The sequence below is a fragment of the Bacillus sp. TH25 genome, assembly GCF_016650935.1.
Taxonomy (GTDB): domain Bacteria; phylum Bacillota; class Bacilli; order Bacillales; family Bacillaceae_G; genus Bacillus_A; species Bacillus_A mycoides.
This window is the reverse complement of the sequence record NZ_JAEKEU010000037.1, coordinates 687,770-711,156: the sequence shown is the minus strand read 5'-3', so window position 1 is coordinate 711,156 and position 23,387 is coordinate 687,770. Positions and strand designations below refer to the sequence as shown.

Annotated in this window: 27 protein-coding genes; 12 read left to right on the top strand and 15 right to left on the bottom strand. The window is 34.3% G+C overall.

Annotation, left to right across the window (positions count from 1 at the left end):
- The first annotated feature begins 83 nt into the window (after positions 1-83).
- Positions 84-287, top strand: a complete 204-nt coding sequence (locus tag JFT89_RS30395) for a hypothetical protein (RefSeq protein WP_078176431.1) — start codon at positions 84-86, stop codon at positions 285-287.
- A 12-nt stretch (positions 288-299) separates the two neighbouring features.
- Positions 300-521 carry a hypothetical protein gene (locus JFT89_RS22590; RefSeq protein ID WP_002125677.1) on the top strand — a complete coding sequence of 74 codons (222 nt, stop codon included), beginning with the start codon at positions 300-302 and terminating at the stop codon, positions 519-521.
- A gap of 61 nt (positions 522-582) precedes the next feature.
- Here the strand turns inward: JFT89_RS22590 and JFT89_RS22585 are convergent, their stop codons facing one another.
- Complete coding sequence (locus tag JFT89_RS22585) at positions 583-888, bottom strand: hypothetical protein (RefSeq protein ID WP_033706480.1); 306 nt, start codon at positions 886-888, stop codon at positions 583-585.
- Positions 889-1,887: 999 nt separating this feature from the next.
- On the opposite strand from JFT89_RS22585, the gene JFT89_RS22580 reads away from it, so the two are divergent.
- The gene (locus JFT89_RS22580; protein ID WP_002064068.1) at positions 1,888-2,211 is read left to right on the top strand and encodes a hypothetical protein; all 324 of its coding nucleotides are present in this window, start codon (positions 1,888-1,890) and stop codon (positions 2,209-2,211) included.
- Positions 2,212-2,330: 119 nt separating this feature from the next.
- On the opposite strand, the gene JFT89_RS22575 is transcribed toward JFT89_RS22580, so the two are convergent.
- Both JFT89_RS22575 and JFT89_RS22570 read right to left on the bottom strand, forming a co-directional pair.
- A complete protein-coding gene (locus tag JFT89_RS22575) occupies positions 2,331-2,789 on the bottom strand; it encodes a putative iron-sulfur cluster-binding metallochaperone (protein ID WP_000389113.1) in 459 nt (152 codons plus the stop codon).
- 260 nt (positions 2,790-3,049) lie between these two features.
- A complete protein-coding gene (locus JFT89_RS22570) occupies positions 3,050-3,250 on the bottom strand; it encodes a hypothetical protein (protein WP_002158997.1) in 201 nt (66 codons plus the stop codon).
- Between the two features lie 285 nt (positions 3,251-3,535).
- Here JFT89_RS22570 and JFT89_RS22565 point away from each other — a divergent pair, with 285 nt between their 5' ends.
- Together JFT89_RS22565 and JFT89_RS22560 are read left to right on the top strand one after the other, a co-directional pair.
- Positions 3,536-3,637, top strand: coding sequence for a YjcZ family sporulation protein (locus JFT89_RS22565; protein ID WP_000505688.1), 102 nt, complete (start codon positions 3,536-3,538; stop codon positions 3,635-3,637).
- 549 nt (positions 3,638-4,186) lie between these two features.
- Complete coding sequence (locus JFT89_RS22560) at positions 4,187-4,492, top strand: hypothetical protein (protein WP_002064066.1); 306 nt, start codon at positions 4,187-4,189, stop codon at positions 4,490-4,492.
- Positions 4,493-4,646: 154 nt separating this feature from the next.
- Here the strand turns inward: JFT89_RS22560 and JFT89_RS22555 are convergent, their stop codons facing one another.
- Complete coding sequence (locus JFT89_RS22555) at positions 4,647-4,883, bottom strand: hypothetical protein (protein WP_002134711.1); 237 nt, start codon at positions 4,881-4,883, stop codon at positions 4,647-4,649.
- A 200-nt stretch (positions 4,884-5,083) separates the two neighbouring features.
- Here JFT89_RS22555 and JFT89_RS22550 point away from each other — a divergent pair, with 200 nt between their 5' ends.
- From JFT89_RS22550 to JFT89_RS22535, 4 genes are all read left to right on the top strand, one after another.
- The gene (locus JFT89_RS22550) at positions 5,084-5,230 is read left to right on the top strand and encodes a YjcZ family sporulation protein (protein ID WP_000540380.1); all 147 of its coding nucleotides are present in this window, start codon (positions 5,084-5,086) and stop codon (positions 5,228-5,230) included.
- 299 nt (positions 5,231-5,529) lie between these two features.
- Positions 5,530-5,871, top strand: coding sequence for a PadR family transcriptional regulator (locus tag JFT89_RS22545; RefSeq protein ID WP_002064063.1), 342 nt, complete (start codon positions 5,530-5,532; stop codon positions 5,869-5,871).
- Entirely contained in the window at positions 5,864-6,346 is a 483-nt protein-coding gene (locus JFT89_RS22540) for a hypothetical protein (protein ID WP_033706476.1), read from the top strand. Before JFT89_RS22545 ends, JFT89_RS22540 begins: the two co-directional genes overlap by 8 nt.
- The gene (locus JFT89_RS22535) at positions 6,343-6,870 is read left to right on the top strand and encodes a permease (RefSeq protein WP_201040635.1); all 528 of its coding nucleotides are present in this window, start codon (positions 6,343-6,345) and stop codon (positions 6,868-6,870) included. The genes JFT89_RS22540 and JFT89_RS22535 overlap by 4 nt, the downstream gene beginning before the upstream one ends.
- Before the next feature lie 42 nt (positions 6,871-6,912).
- Here the strand turns inward: JFT89_RS22535 and JFT89_RS22530 are convergent, their stop codons facing one another.
- Positions 6,913-8,388: an MDR family MFS transporter gene (locus JFT89_RS22530; protein ID WP_201040633.1), complete on the bottom strand. Its 1,476-nt coding sequence runs from the start codon at positions 8,386-8,388 to the stop codon at positions 6,913-6,915.
- A 294-nt stretch (positions 8,389-8,682) separates the two neighbouring features.
- Between JFT89_RS22530 and JFT89_RS22525 the strand changes: the two genes are divergently transcribed.
- A complete protein-coding gene (locus tag JFT89_RS22525) occupies positions 8,683-9,258 on the top strand; it encodes a TetR/AcrR family transcriptional regulator (protein WP_201040631.1) in 576 nt (191 codons plus the stop codon).
- 207 nt (positions 9,259-9,465) lie between these two features.
- Here the strand turns inward: JFT89_RS22525 and JFT89_RS30540 are convergent, their stop codons facing one another.
- The 3 genes from JFT89_RS30540 to JFT89_RS22515 form a co-directional block, all read right to left on the bottom strand.
- Positions 9,466-9,588 (bottom strand): hypothetical protein, encoded by a 123-nt coding sequence (locus JFT89_RS30540; RefSeq protein WP_274606682.1) that lies wholly within the window; start codon positions 9,586-9,588, stop codon positions 9,466-9,468.
- Positions 9,589-9,752: 164 nt separating this feature from the next.
- Entirely contained in the window at positions 9,753-10,412 is a 660-nt protein-coding gene (locus JFT89_RS22520) for a PspA/IM30 family protein (protein WP_201040629.1), read from the bottom strand.
- 2 nt (positions 10,413-10,414) lie between these two features.
- Positions 10,415-10,960: a hypothetical protein gene (locus JFT89_RS22515; protein ID WP_201040628.1), complete on the bottom strand. Its 546-nt coding sequence runs from the start codon at positions 10,958-10,960 to the stop codon at positions 10,415-10,417.
- A gap of 506 nt (positions 10,961-11,466) precedes the next feature.
- On the opposite strand from JFT89_RS22515, the gene JFT89_RS22510 reads away from it, so the two are divergent.
- Positions 11,467-12,354, top strand: coding sequence for a DMT family transporter (locus JFT89_RS22510; protein ID WP_201040626.1), 888 nt, complete (start codon positions 11,467-11,469; stop codon positions 12,352-12,354).
- A 143-nt stretch (positions 12,355-12,497) separates the two neighbouring features.
- Here the strand turns inward: JFT89_RS22510 and JFT89_RS22505 are convergent, their stop codons facing one another.
- Complete coding sequence (locus JFT89_RS22505; protein ID WP_201040624.1) at positions 12,498-13,265, bottom strand: TSUP family transporter; 768 nt, start codon at positions 13,263-13,265, stop codon at positions 12,498-12,500.
- A 109-nt stretch (positions 13,266-13,374) separates the two neighbouring features.
- Here JFT89_RS22505 and JFT89_RS22500 point away from each other — a divergent pair, with 109 nt between their 5' ends.
- The gene (locus JFT89_RS22500) at positions 13,375-14,160 is read left to right on the top strand and encodes a TrmB family transcriptional regulator (RefSeq protein ID WP_201040622.1); all 786 of its coding nucleotides are present in this window, start codon (positions 13,375-13,377) and stop codon (positions 14,158-14,160) included.
- A 96-nt stretch (positions 14,161-14,256) separates the two neighbouring features.
- On the opposite strand, the gene dnaB is transcribed toward JFT89_RS22500, so the two are convergent.
- The 6 genes from dnaB to JFT89_RS22470 form a co-directional block, all read right to left on the bottom strand.
- A complete protein-coding gene (gene dnaB, locus JFT89_RS22495; protein WP_201040620.1) occupies positions 14,257-15,543 on the bottom strand; it encodes a replicative DNA helicase in 1,287 nt (428 codons plus the stop codon).
- The gene (locus JFT89_RS22490; protein WP_201040618.1) at positions 15,540-16,397 is read right to left on the bottom strand and encodes a DnaD domain-containing protein; all 858 of its coding nucleotides are present in this window, start codon (positions 16,395-16,397) and stop codon (positions 15,540-15,542) included. The genes dnaB and JFT89_RS22490 overlap by 4 nt, the downstream gene beginning before the upstream one ends.
- Positions 16,398-16,593: 196 nt before the next feature.
- Entirely contained in the window at positions 16,594-16,920 is a 327-nt protein-coding gene (locus JFT89_RS22485) for a nucleoside triphosphate pyrophosphohydrolase (protein ID WP_201040616.1), read from the bottom strand.
- A 215-nt stretch (positions 16,921-17,135) separates the two neighbouring features.
- Complete coding sequence (locus JFT89_RS22480; protein ID WP_201040615.1) at positions 17,136-18,179, bottom strand: hypothetical protein; 1,044 nt, start codon at positions 18,177-18,179, stop codon at positions 17,136-17,138.
- Between the two features lie 609 nt (positions 18,180-18,788).
- A complete protein-coding gene (locus JFT89_RS22475; protein ID WP_000049356.1) occupies positions 18,789-18,953 on the bottom strand; it encodes a CopG family transcriptional regulator in 165 nt (54 codons plus the stop codon).
- Positions 18,954-19,009: 56 nt separating this feature from the next.
- Entirely contained in the window at positions 19,010-23,383 is a 4,374-nt protein-coding gene (locus JFT89_RS22470; RefSeq protein ID WP_201040613.1) for a coiled-coil domain-containing protein, read from the bottom strand.
- Positions 23,384-23,387 lie beyond the last annotated feature (4 nt).

Genomic DNA, 23,387 nt, shown 5'->3' with positions numbered 1-23,387 from the left:
TATGGTAATTCCTTTTGTAAATCTCTTTATTCAAATGTACAATTGTATGAAAAGTTCTAAAACTTTGAATCGAGGTGAAAAGCATGAGAAGTTTTGGCTCATTAATGATCTCTACTATCTGCTCAATAATCCTTATAATTTGGAATGCCTATTCCTTCTATGATGGATTCACGATGGGACATACGTATTACTGGGTTAATGGCATCGCAGCTGTTATCTTCTTTCTATTCTTTATCGTAAACATGCGAGAGATCTGCAAGAAAAACTATAGAACCTCAGAACAATAGGAGTTGATACATATGTGGAAAAAAATTAAGAATTATAGATTGAGCTTAAAAGATTTAAAGTTCATGTTATGGCTGTTCGGTATTACATGCTTTATATACAGCTACAATTTCATTGTAGGACTTGCTTTTGTCCACAAATTCCAAGTTTATGATTTAGGTGGTGCTATAGCGACATTCGCCGCATTTATGGATACTAGAAATAGGATTAAAAATAAAAATTATAAAGCAGCTTAATATAAAAAGGATCCTTTGCGGTTTCCTTTTTTCTATGTAAAATAAAAAAGCATCGAATTCGCTACTTTAATTGTTTGTTGTTTGCTTCTATTTCTTCTTCATTAAATGATTTTTGTACATTTCTTTTTAAATCCAATCCTTTATAAACAAGTTCCTTGAACTCTTTCATAGATAATGGATCATTCAATACTTCCCATAATCCTATCAATTCTGTATATTTAGGTGTCTCCGTAACATACTCGTGTGATTTAACTGTTTCGAAGTGTCTATGGAATTCCCAATGACATTCTTCGCATAAATAGTAGAACCCGGAACACCTGTCATTTACACTCAAACTATTTTCTGTTCTATGGTTTCCTAGCCCCATTGTTATTCCTCGCTTTCTACTTGTAAATTTATATTTCAATTGAATATGCAATATTTCATATTTCATTATTGTAATATTTCTTTATTAACTATCATTTTCTAGTTTATCATTAATATCCATTGATAAATCAACGTTTGTAATTTAATTCCTTATATTAAACCCCGACAAGATACTTTTAAACACTTTATTCAAATAATTATATTGGAATTTCTTGTTCTACACATCTATAAGTGTTTTGTGTATTATATAGCAGAAGAGTAAGGTAAGAGTTACTCTTTGCCATTTTAGAAAAGGTTCTGTTGGAGACAACAGGACCTTTTTTGTTCGAATTTCAATAAAACAATTCTTAAATTCCATCTCATTGGAAATAACTATATAATGAAACTGATTAAATATTAGGAGTGCTATTAATGTCTGATATAATCCGTCTCTTAATTATCATGATGATTGCAACCTTTTTATTTTCTTCCATAATAATGGAGTTTAAAAAACCTCAAAAAAGCATGTTTTGGTTCTCAATTGAAGTCTTGTCTCTCCTCGGAGTTTTACTGCTAATAAAGGAATTTTTTATCAATCATATAACATAGATCCCTGAATAAAATTCAATATTCCGTCAATACTGAAGACAACCGATTAAGTTACTTTCTCCTTGTTCCCCCTTGGAGAACCGAGCAGTTAGCTTTTGCTGACTGTTCTTTTGTTTGAAATTAAAATAGCGTTTTTGTTCCAAATGATGCCCTTATTCATTTGGACACATTTACCATTATTTTTACCGAAAAATTCATGATATCGTTAATTAGTCGAGTACGTCATTACTTGACGATTACCCTTAGGAGCCCCGCAGACAATCGGGGTTTCTTCTATTTAAAGCCATTTTCTCTTTTAGGGTGATATAGTCCTTAAGATCTTGTTAAACCAGTGTAATTACGGTTGGAACTTCATTCTGTTTGACACATATCCCCAGGCTATCTGGACATGATAAAAGATGAGGTGACTGACATGAAGGATAAAATATTAGAATTAGTACCAGGATCGGTAAAAAAATTACTCCAGAAAAAAGTTAAAGATGGAAACCGATGCATCATTGATTTGGTTGTGGATGATGCAACTGCTTATGGATTTGAACCGGAGCAAGTAATCCCCTGTATCATGGCGGGTTATTATGTTTATGAATCTACCACCTATCCCAGTGAAATGGAAGAAGAATTGAAGCTAAACTTGGTTTTTCATGCGGCCAATCGCTCGGCAATGAAGCTTCTGTCTTATGGGAAGTATAAAGCGAAACAATCTGAAAGTGGATGGATGAGATATACAAATCCATAAGGTTTACTTAACATACACTAACTAGCTTGGTGAGCATGAGGCAACGCCACATGCCCATCGACTTGAGATTTTGAAATACCCCCAAGTATTTTGGTGAAAAAAAGCAACATTTAAGTTCCTTATGACATTTTTCTAATATAAGTTGTAACATTGCCTAAACAACAACTACCTTGTGGATTGTTTACTTCACAACCACATCGATTTTCTCTTATGTTTTCGCGAATATGCTCTACTGGATTAGGAGTAAGTCCATTTTCTACATATTGTTTGATTTTTTCTTTTGTCCAATCAAAACAATAACAAATTGGTGTAGTTGCTGAGTCATCTTTTTGATTTACAGCTACCTTTATGTCAGATACAAAGTATTTTTTATTATTCGTATCAAAATAGACTACATCACAATCTTCGTTTGAACAAAAATAGTGATTTTCTTTAGCATTTAATGTTTCTAATGCCGATGGTTTAAGCAATGATTTTAGTGTAATCAACTTTACATTCTTAGCTTTATTTTTACATGATGGACAATGACCATTATTTTCAATTTTTATTCCTTTAAGGTTACTACAACAATCTTCCATTATTCTCCCACCTTTACAATTTATTATTTTTATAAATATTCTTCTACTTTCTTTTCTGAATCTATTAAAGTTTCGATAATAAGATATTGCATCTGTCTCACCTCATATAAAGTATAAACCCTGTGCCATAGCACAGGGTCAAGGAAAGTATTATTTACTATATTATCGATTTACTTTCTTAAAATAAACTGTCATTATTCAATAAGCCTTTTTCAACAATATACTCCGATTGCGAAATTCTAAAACTACATTTAGGGCGATTAACCTTTATCACCTCGTAACTCTTTACTACAACGTTTTACAAAAAATGCTGTTATTAAAATAATAATTCCTATACTCAAAACAAGTAATTGATCGAGTGCAATCACATCACGAAAAATCCAACGAGAAACAAAACCGAAGCTAGACATGCACACACATATAAAACCAAAATAATTTAACCATCTATGTACATTTTTCATTCATCCCCCTCCTTAAACTACATTTTATCATTCCCTCCTGTTTTTAGGTGTGAGTGCTGGCTAGTCGTGTGGTGATACCCCTATATAGGGCTTTTTCTTTTTTCTCAATGACCAATATTATTAAAATTAAGATGGTTCAAGTCGGAGAAAGGCACCTTAGGGTGTCTTTTCTTTATTTTCAAAAGGACCTGCTCAATTATTGCGTAAAAAACATAAAGTAAATTGAATCCGTTAAAATACATGAGTGACCCCTTGTTTTCCCCTCTTATTAAAGGAGGAACTATTATGGGATTTGGTGGTAGTTGTAGTAGTTGTGGCGGCGGCTTTGCTTTACTAGTTGTATTGTTTATTTTATTGATCATTGTTGGAGCTTCTTGCTTCTGCTAAAAAACTATCGGAAAAGACACTCTTATATGGGTGTCTTTTCTTTGTAATAAAAAGTTCTTCATCACTTTCGGTCTTTAGTGTGACATACAAATAATCCAGTTCCCCAAGCGCCCATATTCCACAGCCCCTTCTTTGTGCTTTTCTTTTCATTTATATTTCAATTTTAAATATAGTAGAAACTCATTACAAGGCTAGTCATATACACAATTATTATAGATAATATATACCTTTCACCACGTGTATCATTCTGAATAATTAAAAACAACTATTAAAAATTCCATATAGACCCATTACTGGTTAAAATGTTATAATTAAACCATCCTACATAGTTACTCATGTTCAGGATGAGAAACTAACGTCTTATTAAGTAATGCGCATAACTTAAATAAACAAGACACTGCAAAGTGTCTTGTTTATTTGCATCAAGTTTCCTTTTTATCCCAAAATAAATATAATAAAATGTAACATCTAATACATATAAAGAAAAATATAGATTTATTAAATCATTATGGCACCCATGAAAGTACTTTTATTTTGGAGGAACAAACTATGAACAAAAAGTTATTAACATCATTATTATGTAGCACATTCCTATTTGGACTATCAGCTTGCAGTTCACATGATACATCTAGCAGTAACACGAAAAACGAACAGGAGACTTCTAAAGAAACAAAAAATGATGAACTTAGCAACAAGGATTCTCAAAAAGAACTTCCCACCCATGGAGATTCTTCTGATGTATACATATCAATACGCTCTGCCGATTCATTAGATGTACCGAAAAATACGCAAGGATTAACTTTGAAAATTAATGGAGATATGCTGGATAAAGGGATCGAATTAAAAGTGGAATAGTCAAAAGAAAATGTAAAAGTGGCTTTTCTACAAAATAGATAAACCACCTATCACAACTTATACTAACATAACAAAAAGTACAGCCTCTGTATTAACTACAGTAGACTGTACTTTTTCATTTGTGATTTTGTATAACTCACTATAACAGGATTCCTTAGTTCTTTTGAGAAGATGCTCTCCAATCACGAAAAGATGTTGGAAACCCAGAATGTCCACGTTGCTTTGTAACAACTGGTTTCTCTTGAAGAGTAGCTGATTTCTCTTCAAGAATAGTTGGTTTTTCTTCAAGAATACTCAAAGCTGTTTGCATTTTCTCCAGCTGTTCTTTTAAAGCTTGCTGCTCAATCTTTAAATCCGTAAGTAAACGTAATATCATCTCAGAATTAGCCATAACGATCTCCTTTCCCCCAATGCACAGAATAAAATACCATATGTAATAAGCGGAATACTCGTGACAAAAATAAGTTCGTCAACTCTTTTAAAATACCGAGTACTTTTATTTTTTCAAAAGGACCTGCTCAAGTTTATCCGTAAAAACATAAAGTGATATAAATCCATTAATATATGGACTTTATGGAAGGAGGAGTTAATATGGGCTATGGTGGTAGTTGTGGAGGCTATGGTGGTAGTTGTGGTGGAGGCTGTGGTTTTGGCGGTGGATTCGCCTTACTTGTTGTGCTCTTTATCTTATTAATCATCGTTGGAGCTAGCTGTTGGGGCGGCGGATTCGGCTGCTAATAAGAGGCACTCTTGAGAGTGTCTTTTTTTTATTTCTCAATATAGGGCTAACATATATATGTTACTATCAAAAGGCGAGATTCCCTAAGCGTAATATAGTAGTTTACCAACTATGAAAGCCACTGTCACAAGAAAACAGTAGGCTTTTATTTTGTTATTTAACAAGATTAAAACATGAATTGCCATTTCCCCTCAGTAACATTTTTAAATTGACATAGCACTTCATGCACCATATACTGTTAACAACAGTATACTGTCATTAACAGTATATATTCCAATTCATTCTAGGAGGTATATTCATGAAACATACAGGAAGACATACAGGTGCATTTCTTTTGTTATTTTTAGCAGAAGGTGATAACTATGGCGGGCAACTACTTCAGAAATGTGAAGAAGAACTTCCGGTCAATCCAATCGATAGTGCCATCCTTTACCGCACGCTGAAAAAATTAGAAAATGAAGGTGCTATTGAATCTTATGTAAGTACATCCGTTCCAGATAAGCCGAGAAAGATGTACAAAATTACTACAGCCGGAAAAGAACAATTAGCAGATTTTCAAATAGATATTGAGGAAAAAATGAAAAACTTAACCTTTTTCTTAAACAAATATAAAGACTTAAAGGAATCTAATCATGATTAATGGCGCTATCCTTTACACTTTGGCCATTATTCTTACAGGGATTTCTTTTATGAAGGATCGGAATAAAACGAAAGCTGCCCTATTAAAATCATGGAAAATATTTCGAAACCTCCTCCCTGCCATGCTCTCCATTATGCTTTTCGTTGGACTATCACTTTCTATCTTAACGCCGTCCTTCATCTCTTCCATCATTGGAGAACAGTCTGGATTTTTAGGTATTATTTATTCAGCACTACTCGGATCTGTGGCACTTATCCCAAGCTTTGTCGTGTTCCCACTTGGTAATACGTTAGTACAGCACGGCGCAGGTCTTCCTCAAGTTGCGGCACTCATGTCTACACTAATGTCAGTAGGAATTACAACCTTACCAATGGAACAAAAGATATTCGGACGAAGCTTTGCTTACGCTCGTAATGCATCTGCATTACTCATGTCACTTCTATTCTCATATATCATTTGGGTGGTGATGGTATGAAGGAACTAAAAAGATATCGCTTCTTTTTCATTTTGCTGATTGGACTTATCATTCTAACTTTTATAAACCAATCTTTAGGATGGAGCGCATTACAATTAACGGGGAATAGCATTTTAGATATGTTGTTTCTACTCCCCCCTGTCCTAATATTTGTAGGGTTACTTGATCAGTGGGTGAAGAAAGAAACGCTAATGAAATATATGGGAGAAAAGTCCGGCATATATGGAATCTTATTCTCCCTATTATTAGGCGGAATTGCAGCTGGTCCCCTCTATGTTGCCTTTCCAATTGCAGCACTACTATTAAAAAAAGGCGCGAGTATTAGATACATCGTATTTTTCTTAGGCGTTTGGACAACTGTGAAATTACCAATTATGGTGTATGAATTTTCTTCATTCGGAGCTACATTTACACTCATTCACATTTGCTTCGGACTATTGTTCTTCTACGTAATGGGCATTATTTTTGAAAAATTTTATGATCAGCGGCAATTGTTGCGATATGATATTACGAAAGAAATGTAAGAAGACATCTTTAATCATAAAGATGTCTTCTTTATATGAACCTTAATTCTCGTTCTGTAAAACCTGCGCTGCCTTTACTTCCTTTTTCTCTTCTTTTAAGAACAACGATACGATAAAAGCAATAATGATAAAGATTAATCCAAGTGTAAATGCACCTTGGAATCCAGATGTTAAACCGTTTAACTTCTCTACTGGGTCCATTGGATTTGCTGAGCTTTCCATATACTTAGTTGTTCCTGAAGACATTTTCGAAATAAAGATAGCCGTACCAATTGCGCCAGCTACTTGCTGTAACGTATTAAACAGTGCTGTTCCGTGCGGATATAAATCTGGTGTTAATTGATTTAAACCGTATGTTTGTGCTGTCATTACAAACATGAGTCCAACCATTAATACGCTATGCATGACAATAATTTGTACCATTGATGTATCAGGAGTAATGCCTTTAAATAAGAACATTGCAATCCCTACTAACACAATGCCGGGAACGATAACAACTTTCGGGCTAAATTTATCAAATAGTTTACCTGCGATTGGTCCCATTATAGCGCTAATAATACTTCCTGGAAGCATTATTAGTCCTGATTTAAAGGCTGTAACGAGTAAAACTGTTTGCAAGAACATCGGTAATAAAGTCATCGTTGAAAATAACGACATCATAACAATGACGATTAATCCAACTGATATTGTAAACATCGGAACTTTAAATGCACGTAATTCTAAAATTGGGTTATCGATTTTTAATTGTCGAACGACAAAAATACATAGTGATATAAGCCCAACAATTAAAGCGCCATACACTTTCGGATCGGGCCACCCTAAATCACCTGATGCACTAAAGCTATACACAAGCCCGCCAAATCCTAATGTCGATAAAAGAATAGATGGATAATCTACTTTCGGCCTTGTTAACTCTGAAACATTTTTAATGTACTTCATTCCAATCATAATTGAAATAATCACGATAGGAATAACAATGTAGAATAACCAGCGCCAATTTAATGAATCAACGATTACTCCAGATAATGTAGGACCAATTGCCGGAGCTGACATCATTACAAGTGCGATTAATCCCATTGTGGCACCACGTTTTTCAGGTGGACAAATAATTAAAATCGTATTCATTAATAACGGTGAAATTAACCCCGTCGCTACTGCTTGGACGATTCGGCCAACTAATAAAACGGAAAATGTCGGTGCAAATCCCGCAATTAATGTACCAACTAAAAACGTTACCATAGCGATCAAAAACATTTGTCTCGTTGTAAGCCATTGCTGAAGTAACGCTGTAATCGGGACTAAAACCCCAACCACCAACATGTATGCTGTAGAAAGCCATTGGATTGTTGAAGCTGTTACGTCAAATTCTTTCATTAATACCGTTAACGCATTACCAAGTAATGTTTCGTTTAATAATGCAACCATTGCCCCTAAAAGTAATGCAATTAAAATGGGGGTATGTTTCATATTAGAAGTATCAACTTTGCCACTTGCAGGGCTCTTAGTTGTCATATTCATGTATTGATTCTCCTCCTGTTTTTTACTTAAAAAGCTTTATATAAAGTGAAACTTTAATCAGTGGGGGGGTTGTTCATCCCCCACTGATTATTAGTTGAACCAATCGGGCTTTTACGGGCAGTTGATCTCCCACCTAACTTCTTTGCTCCAGCCGAATTTTGAGGTGGGAGTTTTACTGCCCGTTAATGCGGGATAAACCGGAACACAAGTAATATAATATACATATGTAGATTAAAAAGGGAGAATCAATTTTCAGCCACTGTATATTTAGTCTACAAAAAAGGAGAATTGTAGATGAACGATAATGAAAAACAACTTGATTTACGTATTAGACGTACACATAAATTACTATGGAATTCCTTATTTGAATTAATGACGCAACCAAAACAAAAATATAGTGCCATCACCATTAACCAAATATGCGATCGCGCGATGGTACATCGAACAACCTTTTATAAACATTTTGAAGATAAAGATGCTTTATTAGCATTTGGATTTAAACGCTATGGCGAAATGATTGCTGAAATACCACTTTTAGATCGATTAAGTAAACCATTTCAAGTGATGGAACAATTCCTGCATCATGAAGAAATCTGTAAAATATTTGAGGCGCAAATGTCCGATGAACAATTCAATAGCCGCATGTATTATTTAAGCCATGAAACAAGAAAACAAGAAACCGAAGCGCTAAATCGCCTTTGTAAAAATCATACGATGCCAAATGATTTAATAACGGAATTTTATTCAGGAGTAATCACCTCATTAAGTGCGTGGTGGTTTCAAAACGAAAGAAAAGTTCCTGCAGCAGAAATGGATAGGCACTTCCACCAACTTATTAATCAGGATATCTTTCAGTTTGAAAAGGAATAGGACTACACCTTTTCAATCATGCAATCAAATTGACCACAAAATAGGAATATGATATATTTTCGGTAGAATACTATATAAGTGTGACATCGAATGAAATGGCAGATAATAAAAAGAAGAGATGCGCTAACATCTCTTCCCTAACTGCTACCGTATAGGGTGGTGGTTATTATAAGTTATTTCTTTTTGCGGAACCCACCCTTTTGCTTCCTACGGCGCGGAGTGGTTTTTTTTGTTGTCCTTATCCAGAAGTTGCTTCCGCAAAAAATACGCTGAAACTTCACGTACAGTCGCTTTCACAAACTCTTTTACAAGATCAAACAAAAACTCCATATTATCACCTCCTTTCCTTCCAAATAGAAAGAAGGGATAACCACCCACCCTCACAATATGCAGCTAAATATATTTTACCAAACGATTGTTAAGATATTATGTAAACAAAACAAATGAAATTTTACATAGAAAAAAAGCCCATATGAAAATGGGCTTTTTGCATACTATTTATTCTCTTTTAACTTCTCTAACTCCCGCTGTACTTCTTCTTGCAAATTTTGATCTAACACTTCTTGCTGATTAGGAGACTTTAAATTATAAAAATAGTTACTAGCAGCTGTTTCTGCTTCTAGTTTTTGCACATACGATTCAATGCGTGCAAAGCCTTTCGCTGTACTTTCTGTATGGAACGAATCAATTGCTCTGTTGCTTTCTTTTATCGCTTGCGCTGCATTTAACCGTGAAACAAGAACTAGTTCTTTATATTGCAACTCTCCATATTTCTTTTGCAATTTGTCAATTTGTTCATAAAGCGTCGCTGTTTGCTCTTTTGTTATTTCGTACTGCTTACGATATAGTTCCGCTTTTTTCTCATTTACAATCTTTTCTTGCAGGGCTAACTGTGCCATTTGATCTTCTTCGCGTGATACTGCAAGCTCAGCTTGGCGAGTTCTCTTCGCAATAAGGGCATCCGTTTCTGAAATTAATGCTTCATATTTCTTTTCTAAATAATATTGATGAGCGAGTGCTTTTTGAGCTTTCGTAATTTGCTGTTCTGTTTCGCGAAGATATTGCTTCAACATGCTAACCGGTTTTTCTATCTTATCTAACGTTTGATGCACATCCGCCACTACAATATTTTTAATACGTTTTAAAATACCCATTACTACTTCTCCTCCTTACGAATATTGCGTTCCCATTGATCTAAAATATCTACTTGTTTTTGTACTTGAAAGTCGCTGTATAAATCTATATCAGTTGCCATTCTTTTTTCTTTAAACTTTTTATATACCCAAACAATCATTGCAACAAATGCAAGCATCGGAAGGACTGGTAATAAACCAATAACTAGGAGCAATATGCCTGTCCATTTTTTAACCGTATTCCCTTCAGACTTACGAAGCATGAACCAGCCGAAAAGAACAAATCCAAACGCTAACAGGAATGGTATAAAGAATAAACCTTCAAACTCTTTTTCATGGTGTTTTTCATGATGTTGATTTCGCTCAAAGTTATTAAACTTTTCTTTTTGCGCGATGAAAGCTTCTCTTTCTTTATCGTGAGAAACAGTATACGCCGCTTGCTTATGCTTCTCATGGTCCCACCTCTCAAACTTCATACTATGTAATCCAAACAATAGTAATCCCAGAAGTAACGGAAGGATCAAAATCCATTTTAACCAACGCAATTTTTTACGTTTATTCTTTTTCATCTGCTCACCACCATCTATCATTCGTTTTGAGATAAGTAAAAAATGTATTACCTCCCTTTACCTTTGATACATATGAGTGTAAATCTTAGACGTGAGAAGAGAATGAAAGAAACATGATGAATATATGAGAAATATATAAAAAATTTCTCATAATCGTAGAAGAAAATATTATCCCCAAAATAAGGAAATGAAGAAGGGATAAACAAAGGATTCAGCTAAGACATGATCGTTACATTATTCGGAGCAACCATCATAGGAGTAGTAAAAATGTATTTCATGAAAGGACTTCCTGACCTGCCGAAAGTTGTCGCGGAGCAGCTTGGGGTTTTGTTGGATAGGAATTTTTAAATGGAAAGAGGCTATTTTATCAGATTATAAAATAGCCTCTTTATTATGGAGAAAAAACCGTCGATAAATTTTCATTCCAAATATTCAGAATTAATATTAAAATAAAGAATGGGGATAGGGGTATGGAATCATAAATTATACATAACGAGGGAATAGAAATGAAAATTCAATTAAAAGCTGATTTAGGGCTACTATTAGTTACATTTTTTTGGGGTGCATCCATCCTACTTACAAAGCTTGGACTTGATGGCATAGAAGAATATAATTTAATCGCATTACGATTTATTATTGCCTTTCTTTTATCAAGTTTAATATTTTACAAACACTTATTCAAAATTGATTTTAAAACTGTAAAATATTCTTTTATACTAGCTTCCGTTTTATTTATCGTCTATATTTTCGCGACTTTCGGTACAAAGTATACTAGTGTGTCTAATGCCGGTTTCTTACTATGTCTCACAGTCATTTTCATTCCGATATTATCAGCTATATTTTTAAAACACATTCCTGAAAAGAAAGTTATAGTAGGAATTGTGTTAACGATAATAGGAATCGGATTACTAACATTAACTAGTGAATTCAAGATCGGTAACGGCGATATATTTTGCATACTGTCTGCCTTATTTTATGCGATTCACGTCATCATTACTGGAAGCGTAACAAAACATGTGAATTCAATTGCACTTGGGGTAGTACAACTCGGTTTTGTCGGCCTATTTAGTCTTATTTTTTCATTAGTGATGGAAACCCCAAAACTTCCTGGCACGATCGACTCATGGCTAATCATCTTAGCCTTAAGCATATTTTGCACCGCAGTCGCATTCATTGTTCAAGTTATCGCCCAGCAATACACTACGCCCACACATACAGGACTTATTTTTTCATTAGAACCTGTCTTTTCAGCAGGTTTTGCCTTCTTCTTCACAGGCGAAACGCTCACAGGAAAAGGGTACTTAGGGGCTACGCTTATATTGTTAAGTGTGTTGATTGCTGAGGTGGATTTTAAGAGTTTGTTGAGGCCTAATTATAAGAAGAATGTGGAGTGAGTATTTTATTAAGATAGATGAACATACCCCGAAAATAGTCGTTTGTATTATTTTCATTCTCTTAACTTAAATTTTCTTTTAAATGAGCTTTTTTTAGATGCTATCTTCGAATGAGGTAGCATCTAAAAAATGTTCAAAATTACTTAATGAATATAATCGTAAAGATTTTTCGCTAACAATAAACAGGTTACTGTAATGAAAAGAGCACGAACATACCCGCTTCCTTTTTTTATAGCAAATTTGGAGCCAACAATCCCCCCAGCAATTTGAGCAATCCCCATTATAAAACCATACACATAGTTTACTTGCCCTACATACATAAACATCAACAATGCACCAACATTACTTCCTAAATTAAGAAGCTTCGCATTACCTGCTGCTTTTAAAAAATCATACCCAATAAATAAAAGAGAAAACATTAAAAATGAACCTGTGCCAGGACCTAGAAATCCATCATAAAAACCAATAATAAAAATAAAAAAAGTAAAAATAATGAAGTTTCGACCGGACAATTTCTTATGAGTGGAAACACTACCCCAATCCTTTTTGAAAATCGTATAAATAGCAACCGCACCAAGCATGATCAGCATCAATGGCTTCAGTACTTCTGGGTTCATTAAATGAACGATCCATGCCCCTATTATGGAACCTACGAAAGTGAGTGGAAATAATTTAAACGCCGATTTCAAATCAAGATTACCAGAACGATAAAACACAATATTACTAGTTGCACACCCCATTGTCGACGCTAGTTTATTCGTAGCTACTGCACTTGCTGGATTCAATCCTGTAAATAATAAAGCGGGTAAGGCAATGAGTCCTCCACCACCTACAACTGAATCAATAAATGCAGCTAAAAATCCAAAAGCAATCAAAATAATTAATACTGATGGGTCTAAATAAAAATCCATTTTATCAACCTCCCCTTAGTCACTATTTGAATAGTAACTAATGATTTGCTATATGTAAAGAGTTATTGTAACGTTAAAATATAAAAGCAAACATCGGAGGACGAAAAAAGTGGACTACATAGTGCAACAGCTTAAAAAAATTGGTTTTAATGAATATGAAGCTAAATCTTATGTATCTCTTGTTAAACAGGGGCCTGTCACAGCCTACCAAGTGAGTAAGGATTCGGGTATCCCAAGAGCACGAATTTACGAGATTTTGGGTAACCTTGTAGAAAAAGGAATTGTCATGAAGGAAGAAATAAATGACACCACTCGCTATTCACCTCTACCTGTTGAAATCTTTTTACAAAAGGCGCAATCAGAATGGCAGTCTACTTATGAAGTAATCAGTGATTCATTAAAAAAACTAGAAACTTTCGAGGAAAAAACGGACAATCGAGTGATTACTTTAAAAGACAATAAAACAATAATTAGCTATTGTCAGGCATTAATAAAAAAAGCAGAAAAACGTATTGTCATTTCGATGTGGGATGAGATGTACGAAGTATTAAAAGAAGAACTATCTGAGGTAGCCGATAAAGTCATGATACAAGGTATTACCCTACATGTTGAAAATCCCATTAAAAATCTAGAAGCCCATCGTATAACACCTTATACAGAAACCCTGTCTACAGAACATTGGTTTATTTTATCGATAGATTCTAAAGAGATGATTTATGGACCATCACTTGAGGAGCGTAATATTGCTTTTTATACAGATGACCCTATTCATATATACCTATTAGAGGATTATGTGTGGCATGATGTGTTAGTGAATCGACTTGTCCAACGTAACCAAGATAATTTGGAGCAATGGATTACTGCAGAGCGAAAATCCTTCTTTATGGAAAAATAAGAAGCATATTCAAAGAATCGAAAAATAAAGCATAAGTTAATGAAATGGAACACTTATGCTTTATTTTATTTACAAAGTGATACTCCAGTCTTTTAACTATTTCCCCTCCACAAACCGCCCAAACTCCTTCAAAAACCTCAGCTTAAAACTCCCCACAGGTCCATTCCGATGCTTCGCCACATGAATCTCCGTCATCTCTTTCTGCTTCGTTTCCTTATCGTAATAATCTTCACGATACATAAGCATAATGACATCCGCATCTTGCTCAATTTGTCCCGTCTCTCTTAAATCAGATAAAAGCGGGCGCTTATCTTGACGTGACTCTACTGAACGAGACAATTGCGACAACGCTACTACACAAACATTTAAATCACGCGCTAATAACTTAAGCTTACGAGAAATCTCACTAATCTCTTGAAAGCGATTGCCCTTATGCTTCGGATCGCCCGTAATGAGCTGCAAATAATCTACAATGACTAACAGCTTTTTATCGCCGTGCTTCCTCTTTAACTTACGAGTTTGCATCCAAATATCTTGAACTGTAACACCTGCATTGTCGTAAATCTCAAGAGGCAGTTCACCAATCTCCGCAAACGCCTTACTCACCTTTTCCCAATCTTCCATCGCAAAACGGTGCTTCGGATTTTTCAGCCTACCTCCTGACACTTCGCCCGCGCAAGACGCCATCCTTTTTAACAATTGCTTACTACTCATCTCTAACGAAAATAATCCAACTGCCGCTCCAGACTTCGCCGCATGCAGCGCGATATTTAACGCAAACGCCGTTTTTCCCATAGAAGGACGCGCTCCAAGAACGACAAAATCACCTTCCTGCAATCCGCACGTCATCTTATTTAACGATATATAACCAGTCTCAATACCAGTATTCTCTTTCGTATCTTGATGAAGCTCTTCATACAAACCAACTAAAGCATCCTTCAAATCAAACTCACATACATAGTCCTTTTCCTCTAACTCACAAAGCTCCGTAATCGTCTCACCAATAATTTTTTCATTCTTCTCCGCAATAAGACGCTCTCCCATCTTGCGCCCAAGAACGCCAGCCTGATACATTTTCCATGCACCTCGAACAAGCCCCTCATAGTAAGAGAAGTTGCTAGTTGTAGGCACACCCTCTATTAATGCTATAAAATACTCCATTCCCCCGATATTCTCCAAAAAATTTGGATTCATCCGAGAAACGAGCGTCACAAGATCAATTGGTTGCCCTTCATCTTCAATTTTTCGCATTAACCGAAATATAGACTTATGCACCGGCATAGAAAAATAATGCTCCGTCAAACGGCACTCCTTAATAAGCTCTCCATCAATTAAAAGAGAACCTAACACCGTCTTTTCCGCTTCCACATTTTGAATACTCATGGCCGCCACCCGCGTTCCGCTAAAAAGCGCTGCAGCTCTTCCTCAGACGGCGTATTCTTCTCCCACTCCTCACACTTCGCCAAAAAATTCTCCGTCTCCCCAGTACTAACAGACGACTCCTTCTTCCTAAACTGAGCCGTATCCGCCTCAACCTCAGACACTTTCGTAAATCCTTTCCCGTGCCATCCCCTCAAAATCCCCTTCACATAAGCAACCGTCCGCTTATTATTCTCAAACGCAATTTGAAGAGCCTTCAGCACAAGCTCCTCTGACAAATCAACCATCCACGCACTCAGTTCCTCTACCGTATGAGGAGACAAACTACCAAAATGTTGCTCATAAAAAGAAAACACGCGACTTCCCATCTCTTCCTCTATAACCTCTTCTTCCGCCTCTTCACAAACCGGATCAACATCATGAACGGCCAAATCACTCGGCATACCGAAATGAGCTAAAAGCATCGGAACATTCAGTTCCTCCTCTACGCACTTCTGAAGAAACATATGTACAAACTCCTTATTCTTCACACCCTTAAGCTCACGAAGCACACACTTCTCCACATTCGTATTCGTCACAGGATTATAACGAAGCCAATTTAAAACGAATAACTCCCTCGTCTCCGCATCATAAAGAATCTTCCCATAATCAACAAAACGCTGCACCAACTTATCAACAGTCTCCCTGTTATAACCCGTCTCCATCTCAGCTAACCTCTTCGGAAACGGAAAAATCCCGCACTGCGTCGTCTTCGAACAAGTTAACAAATACACATAAAAATACCGCTCCTCCGGCGTCAAATCCAAAACAAAATCATCCTGCCAAAAATTCACCTGCACATTACGATACACCGCCATCCAAATTCCTCCCGTCTCCATTCAAAAATGAAAATTCCCTCTATGTACTATATATAGGAAGGAGGTCCGGGTTTTTGGCGTGTTATTTCAAAATTTTTTTGACTACTACTACGGTGTTTGTAGTTGTTTTTGTTTTGTTGTGTTTTTTCTTAGTGATTTATTACTTGGTAGGGGCTTGGAAGGGGCTTATGAGGGGCTAGTTATCGATTACTTCAATTAGAAATACACGATCTGAAAAGCCACCTCGTTCTTCTGCTTTCTTTTTTCGGATGTTGTTGATTTCTTCTAGTGTTGAGCCTTCGTGTTCGGCTAGGGCGTTGATTAGTTCTAGTAGGTCGGATAGTTCTTCGAGTTTATCGGGTTTTGTTTTTGCTTCGATGTATTCTGTTAGTTCTTCTTGTGTTTTCTTGCATAGTTCTTTTATGTATTCGTCTTCGGGTAAGATTCTTGTTGTGGGGGTTTTTCCGTTGGATTTTATTATTTGTGGGATTTTGTCTCGGATTAGTTTGTTGTAGGTTGGCATGTGGGTTTCCTCCGTTTGGTTTTTCTTCTATACTTTTATTTATATTAAATGTAATTTCATATCTACTGTTTACCACCACTTATAATAAGGTTCGCTGTAATATATCTAAATATAGCTTATTATCCGTTAGAAATCCCATAAAGTTATACTAGAAAGACTATAAATATGATTATCTTTCTTATTTCAGAATATGAGCTAAGAAAGATAATCACAAATTAAACTTCCTCTCTATAATTAACACGTAGGAATGGATTCTTACTTTCATATATTATTTCCCATCTAATACATAGGTTTTCCCTAAAATTTTCTGGGGTTTTACTTAAAAATAACAGTCTAAACAACTCTGTTAAATCTAATATATGTAGGAGTCCCTTGCTCTCATTCATAAACTTTATTATTTCACCATAAATTCCATCCCATTTCAGTCCAGGGTGCATATCAGATATCAGTACTATGCAATGCTGTTGTTTAACACTATCGATAGGAATATGAATTAAATTATTTTCTGCACTGTATATATCCTGTTTTGTACCTATTGTTTTTAGCGTCCCTTTTAATTGTCTTATTGCCTTATCCATATTTTTTTGTATATTCTTTAAAAGTCTTTGTGTAGTTAATTCTTTCTCCCGATACAAAATCTGGGATACCTTAGCTTCAATAATAACCATATGATTTTCCTGAAAAGCTAGAATATCTGTTAATTCTTTCTCAGCTTCTTTTTTATAAAACTTCGGTGAATGGAAACTACTCCCTGAATAATAGTAAGCTAATAATGAATATATAGATTGTTCTAATCCTCCTCCTTCATCATATTGTTCTAAACTAACCTCTCCAGCTTCCATATCTATAATTTTTGGAGGCTCACTAGATATAAAGTTAGTTTTTATTTCTACTAAATTAATCGGAAGTTGAGTATTTCCTTTATAATATTCTTCTATATGATCTATGAATCTATTTTCAACTTCTATTTTAAAATCCTTGGAAATGTTAGTTTTTATTAAACTGAAGAATTCTCCGTCTAATAACCCCTTCCTTTCTAATAAGTCAAATTCACCTGATAATACATTTCTATTTAATTCATCAAAAAGATGCAATTTATTATTCGTTTGTCCAAAAGCTTTAATAATTGCATTAAGCTCTTTAATATCATCAACAGTATGAAAAGTTAAATACGGTTGTTCCTCATCATCTGCAATCGCGATACAAACAGTAAGTGTATTAAACGTACCATTTTCTATGCTTTCTAAACCTAAAAACAATTTAACATCACAACTTTTATATATAGCTTTAATCACAGATGAAGGAAGTTTTACTATAAAGGGGACTGTCATATTAGAAATTGGTTCAAAAAAAGGCCACTATTTTCATTAATCATTTTTTCTTGTATCTGAAATGATGGTAGATGTATCATAACTAATTCCTTTCATTATTTAAATTAAATAATTCTTTGTTCATTAACTTATCTCACTACTACAGATAATTACAACAAATTAACGAAATATTTTTAATAAACTTTAACCAATAGGTTTTTAGAAATGTGTACTGATTTAACTTACAAAGGTGAAGGTACTAGTTTTCAGAAATTAATAGTTTGTTAGATGAATTACTAGATAAGCATTGTAATTACAACAATTTTCATAAAGAAGTTCCTACTGCCAGAAAGCTTAAAAAATATATAATAAATGAATTAGATACGCTTTCTGATTTTATTCGAACTACTATTTTTATGTTTCTTATTCTGTCTACTCTCATTTGAAGGAACATTAATTTCTTTTTGCTTTCCAGCTCATTTTTCAAGTCTTATGAGGTTTTTAATACAATTCTTCTAAGAACCTGTAATGAATAGTCCTATCCCAAAAACTCCTTTATTAATTGTTTTTATCCTTATTTATCAGATGAATTCGATTTTGTATATATTCTGCAAAAGCCATTCTACACACATCTGCTTCTGATAATCCTAATTGCTTTCCTATATCGTTCAGTTTCTCTTTCATTTCTTGTTCTACCCGTATGTTAATAGTTACTTTCGACATATTTGACACCTCTAAATTCTATATATATGGAGGGCCAATATGACCCTCAAAAATTATTAATTATGCTCATAAGCAAACATTCCAAGGGAAACCCCTTTTTCCCTATGTTCCACTTGAAGTAGTTCAATACCTACTGTATTGTAATAACGATTACTCATGACACATTCAAAATGAGAACGAATGTCTTCATTGTTATGAGCTGTTAGACAAAACAGTTGTATTTTACTATTTCTAGCTAGTTCCATTATTGGTTTTACTACGTGTTCTGATGAAGCTTTACCAAAAGGATTATCCGCAATAATCACTTTCCAAGAATCGTCTCTAGCGTTAACTTTTTTACGCAAATACGTTACAAGTATCATAAACATGGACATATAGGAACTGAATTCCTCTCCACCAGACCATTTAGAAACTTCATCCCAAGGTTTCCAGTTTTCTGGACTGGTCGTCATAAGTGATTTTTTTCGTGGTTTATATATACTAACAAAACACTTCTTGATAGGTGCAATTTTATCTAATAATACCACTGTATCAAGTTTTTGTACTAGGTATTCATTCAATTCATCTTCTAGTTTGTTCGCTCGCTTCATTCGTTGTAAGGTTTCCAGAATGGTTTGGACATGGTAATGTAAATTACTATGAGTGGTTTCATCATCAAAACGGTCCCATCTCATTTTAATCAATTGCAATTCATAACCAAATACTTTCACTTTGGAGAATTTCGGGATTTCAGTTACGTTCTTATAAATAGCCTCTACTCGTTGAAAACATAAGTCTACCAGTTTTATCTTATCCTTTTCACATTCTGTTATCTTTCGCTTTAAATCCTCTTCAAAGGCATTAATAGTGTCAAAGATGCGATTAAACGATTCTAAAATAAACTCTAAATCAAATATTTGATCACTTGTTTTTAATTTTGACAAACCATTCGCAAATTGTTCAGTCTTCGGGTTATTAGATTCTTGAATCTTTTTTAAATAAGTGTCAAATGATTGGTATACACCTTCTTTACTCTCTTTTAACTTTTGCAACTTTGTTAAGTGCTCATTAGCATGAGTTTGTGCATATTTTTGATATGTTTTTGACTTTGAAATAATTTCTTCTTCAAGTATTAAACCGAATCTTTCATTGTATAGATGAAGATTTTCAATTTGCAAATGTACCATTGCTTTTTCAGCATCTGTTATAGAATTTCTTAACAATTCCTTCTTAGTTACAAGTTCTTTATTAGCTTCGCCCCATTGTTCTTTTGACCGCTTGAAACGGTTAAGTTCTTCTTCATGCTCCCATCCATAAAGGAATACTTCTTTTCCGTACTCGTCATCAATCTCCTTATCGGATAATTCTAATTGTTCAGTTTTCTCTTTTAGATTTTCTCCTACTTTTCCTTTTTCGATTTCAATATCCCTTTCGGAAATAGAAAGTGTGTTAACTGCCTCTTTTTGTTTTGTAATTAAATCTTCTAGATTGATTTCTTCAGAATAGAACACTTTAACTTCTTCTAGAGTAAATCCGATATCATTGATTCGTTTTTCAGATTTTAAAAGTTCATTTTTTTTATCTGAAAGACTTTCTTCAAGAAAATTTTTCGCTTGATCTTTTTCAGCGTACTTTTTTTGAACTGCAGTAAAACAGGCTACGTACTCATTCTTTTCTTCACTGGTGTAACTATCAGAAGGTTCAAGTTTCTCGTCCAATTGGTATTGTTTTCTTTCTTTATCTAATCCATCTATAACAGATTTAATGTTTCGCTTCTTATCTTTCTGTCTATCTAATTTTTCACGTAGCTCTATTACTTCTTCTTCACACAGATTTACTTTTGTCCCGTATTGGTCATGTTGGTCTTTTAAATATTTTACTTTTTCAACTAACTCTTCGGGGTTTGGGTAAAGGTCCATAAAGCTTTGAAGAAGCTTTATATGAGAATCTCTTTTTTCTATTTTTACTTTTTCATCTGAGATAAATTTACTAATTAATTCGTTCTCATTTTCTAATATCTTAATATGTTCATTGATATCATTTACTTGTTGGTGAATCTCTTTTATATCTTCCGATAATTTCTGGACAGCTTGCATGTTGGATTCCGGGAATGTACTAGAATAACGAGTATGGAATGTTTCTAATGCAGTTAATATTTCATTGTAATTATTGAGAGTTATTTGTGCAAAAGTTAATTGTTCTTTATATTGAGAAAGCTCCATTTTTAACCCATCAATAATTTCTTGAATTTTAGCTCTAGATGCGAACCACTGAACATCTAACTGATGATAGAGATATAACTCATCATATAGAGGGAAAAGTTCATCTATTTTTGCATCTACTGATTTTGTTTGAATTTGAAGTTTACTCTTTACATAAAACAGTAACGGTACGTTTAACAGTTCTTTATTCAAGCTATTCAAGGATTTTTTGACTTCTGTTAAGTTTGCTTCTTCAACCAATAACGTATAAGGAAGCAATGGATAGGAATTAAGGTACTGACTTTTCATTTCTTCACTAGAAAGTTCCGATAGCCATTCACTACCTAACATAGTAATAACACCTTTTTGTTCTAGATGTTGTTGAACCTTTAATAAAGTTTCATCAGGAACAAAGAAATCGTGTGATTCCCAAAGGCTAAGTTTTTTTGCTAAATCATGAATATACTGTTTAAGTTTATCGATTTTTCGGCCCGCTTCCACTTGCGAATACTGATAATGCCGAAGAAACTCCTGCATATCTTCGAATATGTTTATCGTATTTTTCCCATCGTCTGAAAGAAGTGAAAGTAAGTTATTTTTCTCCTTTTCAAATGTGGCATGTTCGGCCTTTAACAAAGTAATTTCGTTATTTTTGTTGTCTATAGCAATTCTTTGACTCGTTACAAACTCACGCTTTTCATCCATCTCCTGTTTGTTTAATTGACTTTTCTCTTCTTTTTGGATAATAGTCACTGAAGATTGTTGTTGTTGTTCATTTAGTGATTTGAACGTGACAGATGGATGATATCCAGCTTCTTCACCTAATTTATCTATCAGTTGTTGTTTACCTTTTTGGTAATTACTTAAATCATTTTCTGCATCCTTGCACTCGCCATATAAATCTTGTTTTCCCCTCTCTAATCGTTTCCGTTCTGCGTCTTTAAGATTCACTTCTTCTATCATAAATTTGATGTTTTTGTTAATATCATCCAAAGCAAATTGTTGTTCTTCTATGAGAAAATTTAACGCTTCTGTTAAGAGAGTTTTAGATTCATTTCTTCTCTTTTCTAATTCTGGTTCACTTGCTGTTAAAGAAGATATGTCTTCATTTAACTGTAGTACTTTTTTATGAATATCTAGATAATCTCCATATTCATTTTTTGCTTCCAATTGTTGTAGTAATGCTTTTGCTTGTTTTAACTGTTCTGTTTTCATTTTGTGTTCATTTTCAACAGCAGCTAGCTCTATTTCTTTTGTTTCGATCTGTCCTTTTAAAATATGAGACTTATAGCTGTCAATCTTCCAATCCGCTTCATGCATTAATGATTGATTTTTCTTAATATCCCCCATTAAGATATCGATTTTTTCTTCCTTATCAGCAATTTGAAGTTCAATGCTTTTCTTTAACGTAACTACATGCTTTTGTGCTTCCGCAAAGGATTTCTTTTTTACTTGAAAGTTTTCTACCGCTTTTACCATGTCTTCAGCACCATTTTTTATCCTTTGGAAATCATCCAAGTCTCTTTTCATATCCGGAATACTTAATAGATTTTTACTGTATTCTTTAAAGTACGTTTGGATTTCCTTTTTCTTTTCTTCGCTATCAAATATGGTGTTTTCGACTTCTGGGATAAGAAGTTTCACTAATAAGTCATACGTACTGGATGCAGTTTTGAAATAATTATCTACTCCACCTTCATCCCCATTAATCTTTTGTATCATCTTCCATTCATCTTCAATAAGGTGGAATCGTTTTAATTCCTTTTTATAATCACGATTGACATCAAATATACGAATATCATTTTGTCTTAAAAACTTGCGGTATTCATTTAGTCTTGTTACTTTCCCATCTACTGTGGTAGGAAGGGTATTGATATTTAATGTGTCCCCTCTGTTATAGGTAAACAGATATGTGAAATAATTTAATTCTTCTGTTTTTGTTTCCCCATTCATATAGGTAAACCCTAAACATAAGTATTCATACGGAAGGTTTTCTCCATCTAGTTTCCATTCCGTCATAATATGACCAGTTGTACCTTTATACACCACTTCTTTTAATAAACGTTTGCTTAAATTGGAGTTAGGACGAACAGTTTGAGTAACTAGTTGAATAAAACTCGTTTTTCCTCCACCGTTTTCTAAGATGAATAAAGCATCTTTGGCATTTGGTTCCCACAAGCTGTTTGAGATGATTTTCTTCCCTTCATCTAATTGGATATTGGTCATTCTCACTTTCATTAATCGTGGCATATTA

Coding starts and splice junctions, on each gene's coding strand:
- JFT89_RS22485 (WP_201040616.1), bottom strand. CDS start 16,920: ATGCCAACCTACAACAAACTAATCCGAGACAAAATCCCACAAATAATA.
- JFT89_RS22490 (WP_201040618.1), bottom strand. CDS start 16,397: ATGGCGGTGTATCGTAATGTGCAGGTGAATTTTTGGCAGGATGATTTT.
- JFT89_RS22590 (WP_002125677.1), top strand. CDS start 300: ATGTGGAAAAAAATTAAGAATTATAGATTGAGCTTAAAAGATTTAAAG.
- JFT89_RS30540 (WP_274606682.1), bottom strand. CDS start 9,588: ATGGAGTTTTTGTTTGATCTTGTAAAAGAGTTTGTGAAAGCGACTGTA.
- dnaB (WP_201040620.1), bottom strand. CDS start 15,543: ATGAGTATTCAAAATGTGGAAGCGGAAAAGACGGTGTTAGGTTCTCTT.
- JFT89_RS30395 (WP_078176431.1), top strand. CDS start 84: ATGAGAAGTTTTGGCTCATTAATGATCTCTACTATCTGCTCAATAATC.
- JFT89_RS22570 (WP_002158997.1), bottom strand. CDS start 3,250: ATGAAAAATGTACATAGATGGTTAAATTATTTTGGTTTTATATGTGTG.
- JFT89_RS22470 (WP_201040613.1), bottom strand. CDS start 23,383: ATGCCACGATTAATGAAAGTGAGAATGACCAATATCCAATTAGATGAA.
- JFT89_RS22545 (WP_002064063.1), top strand. CDS start 5,530: ATGAAACATACAGGAAGACATACAGGTGCATTTCTTTTGTTATTTTTA.
- JFT89_RS22475 (WP_000049356.1), bottom strand. CDS start 18,953: ATGTCGAAAGTAACTATTAACATACGGGTAGAACAAGAAATGAAAGAG.
- JFT89_RS22580 (WP_002064068.1), top strand. CDS start 1,888: ATGAAGGATAAAATATTAGAATTAGTACCAGGATCGGTAAAAAAATTA.
- JFT89_RS22540 (WP_033706476.1), top strand. CDS start 5,864: ATGATTAATGGCGCTATCCTTTACACTTTGGCCATTATTCTTACAGGG.
- JFT89_RS22510 (WP_201040626.1), top strand. CDS start 11,467: ATGAAAATTCAATTAAAAGCTGATTTAGGGCTACTATTAGTTACATTT.
- JFT89_RS22505 (WP_201040624.1), bottom strand. CDS start 13,265: ATGGATTTTTATTTAGACCCATCAGTATTAATTATTTTGATTGCTTTT.
- JFT89_RS22560 (WP_002064066.1), top strand. CDS start 4,187: ATGAACAAAAAGTTATTAACATCATTATTATGTAGCACATTCCTATTT.
- JFT89_RS22575 (WP_000389113.1), bottom strand. CDS start 2,789: ATGGAAGATTGTTGTAGTAACCTTAAAGGAATAAAAATTGAAAATAAT.
- JFT89_RS22525 (WP_201040631.1), top strand. CDS start 8,683: ATGAACGATAATGAAAAACAACTTGATTTACGTATTAGACGTACACAT.
- JFT89_RS22515 (WP_201040628.1), bottom strand. CDS start 10,960: ATGAAAAAGAATAAACGTAAAAAATTGCGTTGGTTAAAATGGATTTTG.
- JFT89_RS22555 (WP_002134711.1), bottom strand. CDS start 4,883: ATGGCTAATTCTGAGATGATATTACGTTTACTTACGGATTTAAAGATT.
- JFT89_RS22585 (WP_033706480.1), bottom strand. CDS start 888: ATGGGGCTAGGAAACCATAGAACAGAAAATAGTTTGAGTGTAAATGAC.
- JFT89_RS22530 (WP_201040633.1), bottom strand. CDS start 8,388: ATGAATATGACAACTAAGAGCCCTGCAAGTGGCAAAGTTGATACTTCT.
- JFT89_RS22550 (WP_000540380.1), top strand. CDS start 5,084: ATGGGCTATGGTGGTAGTTGTGGAGGCTATGGTGGTAGTTGTGGTGGA.
- JFT89_RS22565 (WP_000505688.1), top strand. CDS start 3,536: ATGGGATTTGGTGGTAGTTGTAGTAGTTGTGGCGGCGGCTTTGCTTTA.
- JFT89_RS22535 (WP_201040635.1), top strand. CDS start 6,343: ATGAAGGAACTAAAAAGATATCGCTTCTTTTTCATTTTGCTGATTGGA.
- JFT89_RS22520 (WP_201040629.1), bottom strand. CDS start 10,412: ATGGGTATTTTAAAACGTATTAAAAATATTGTAGTGGCGGATGTGCAT.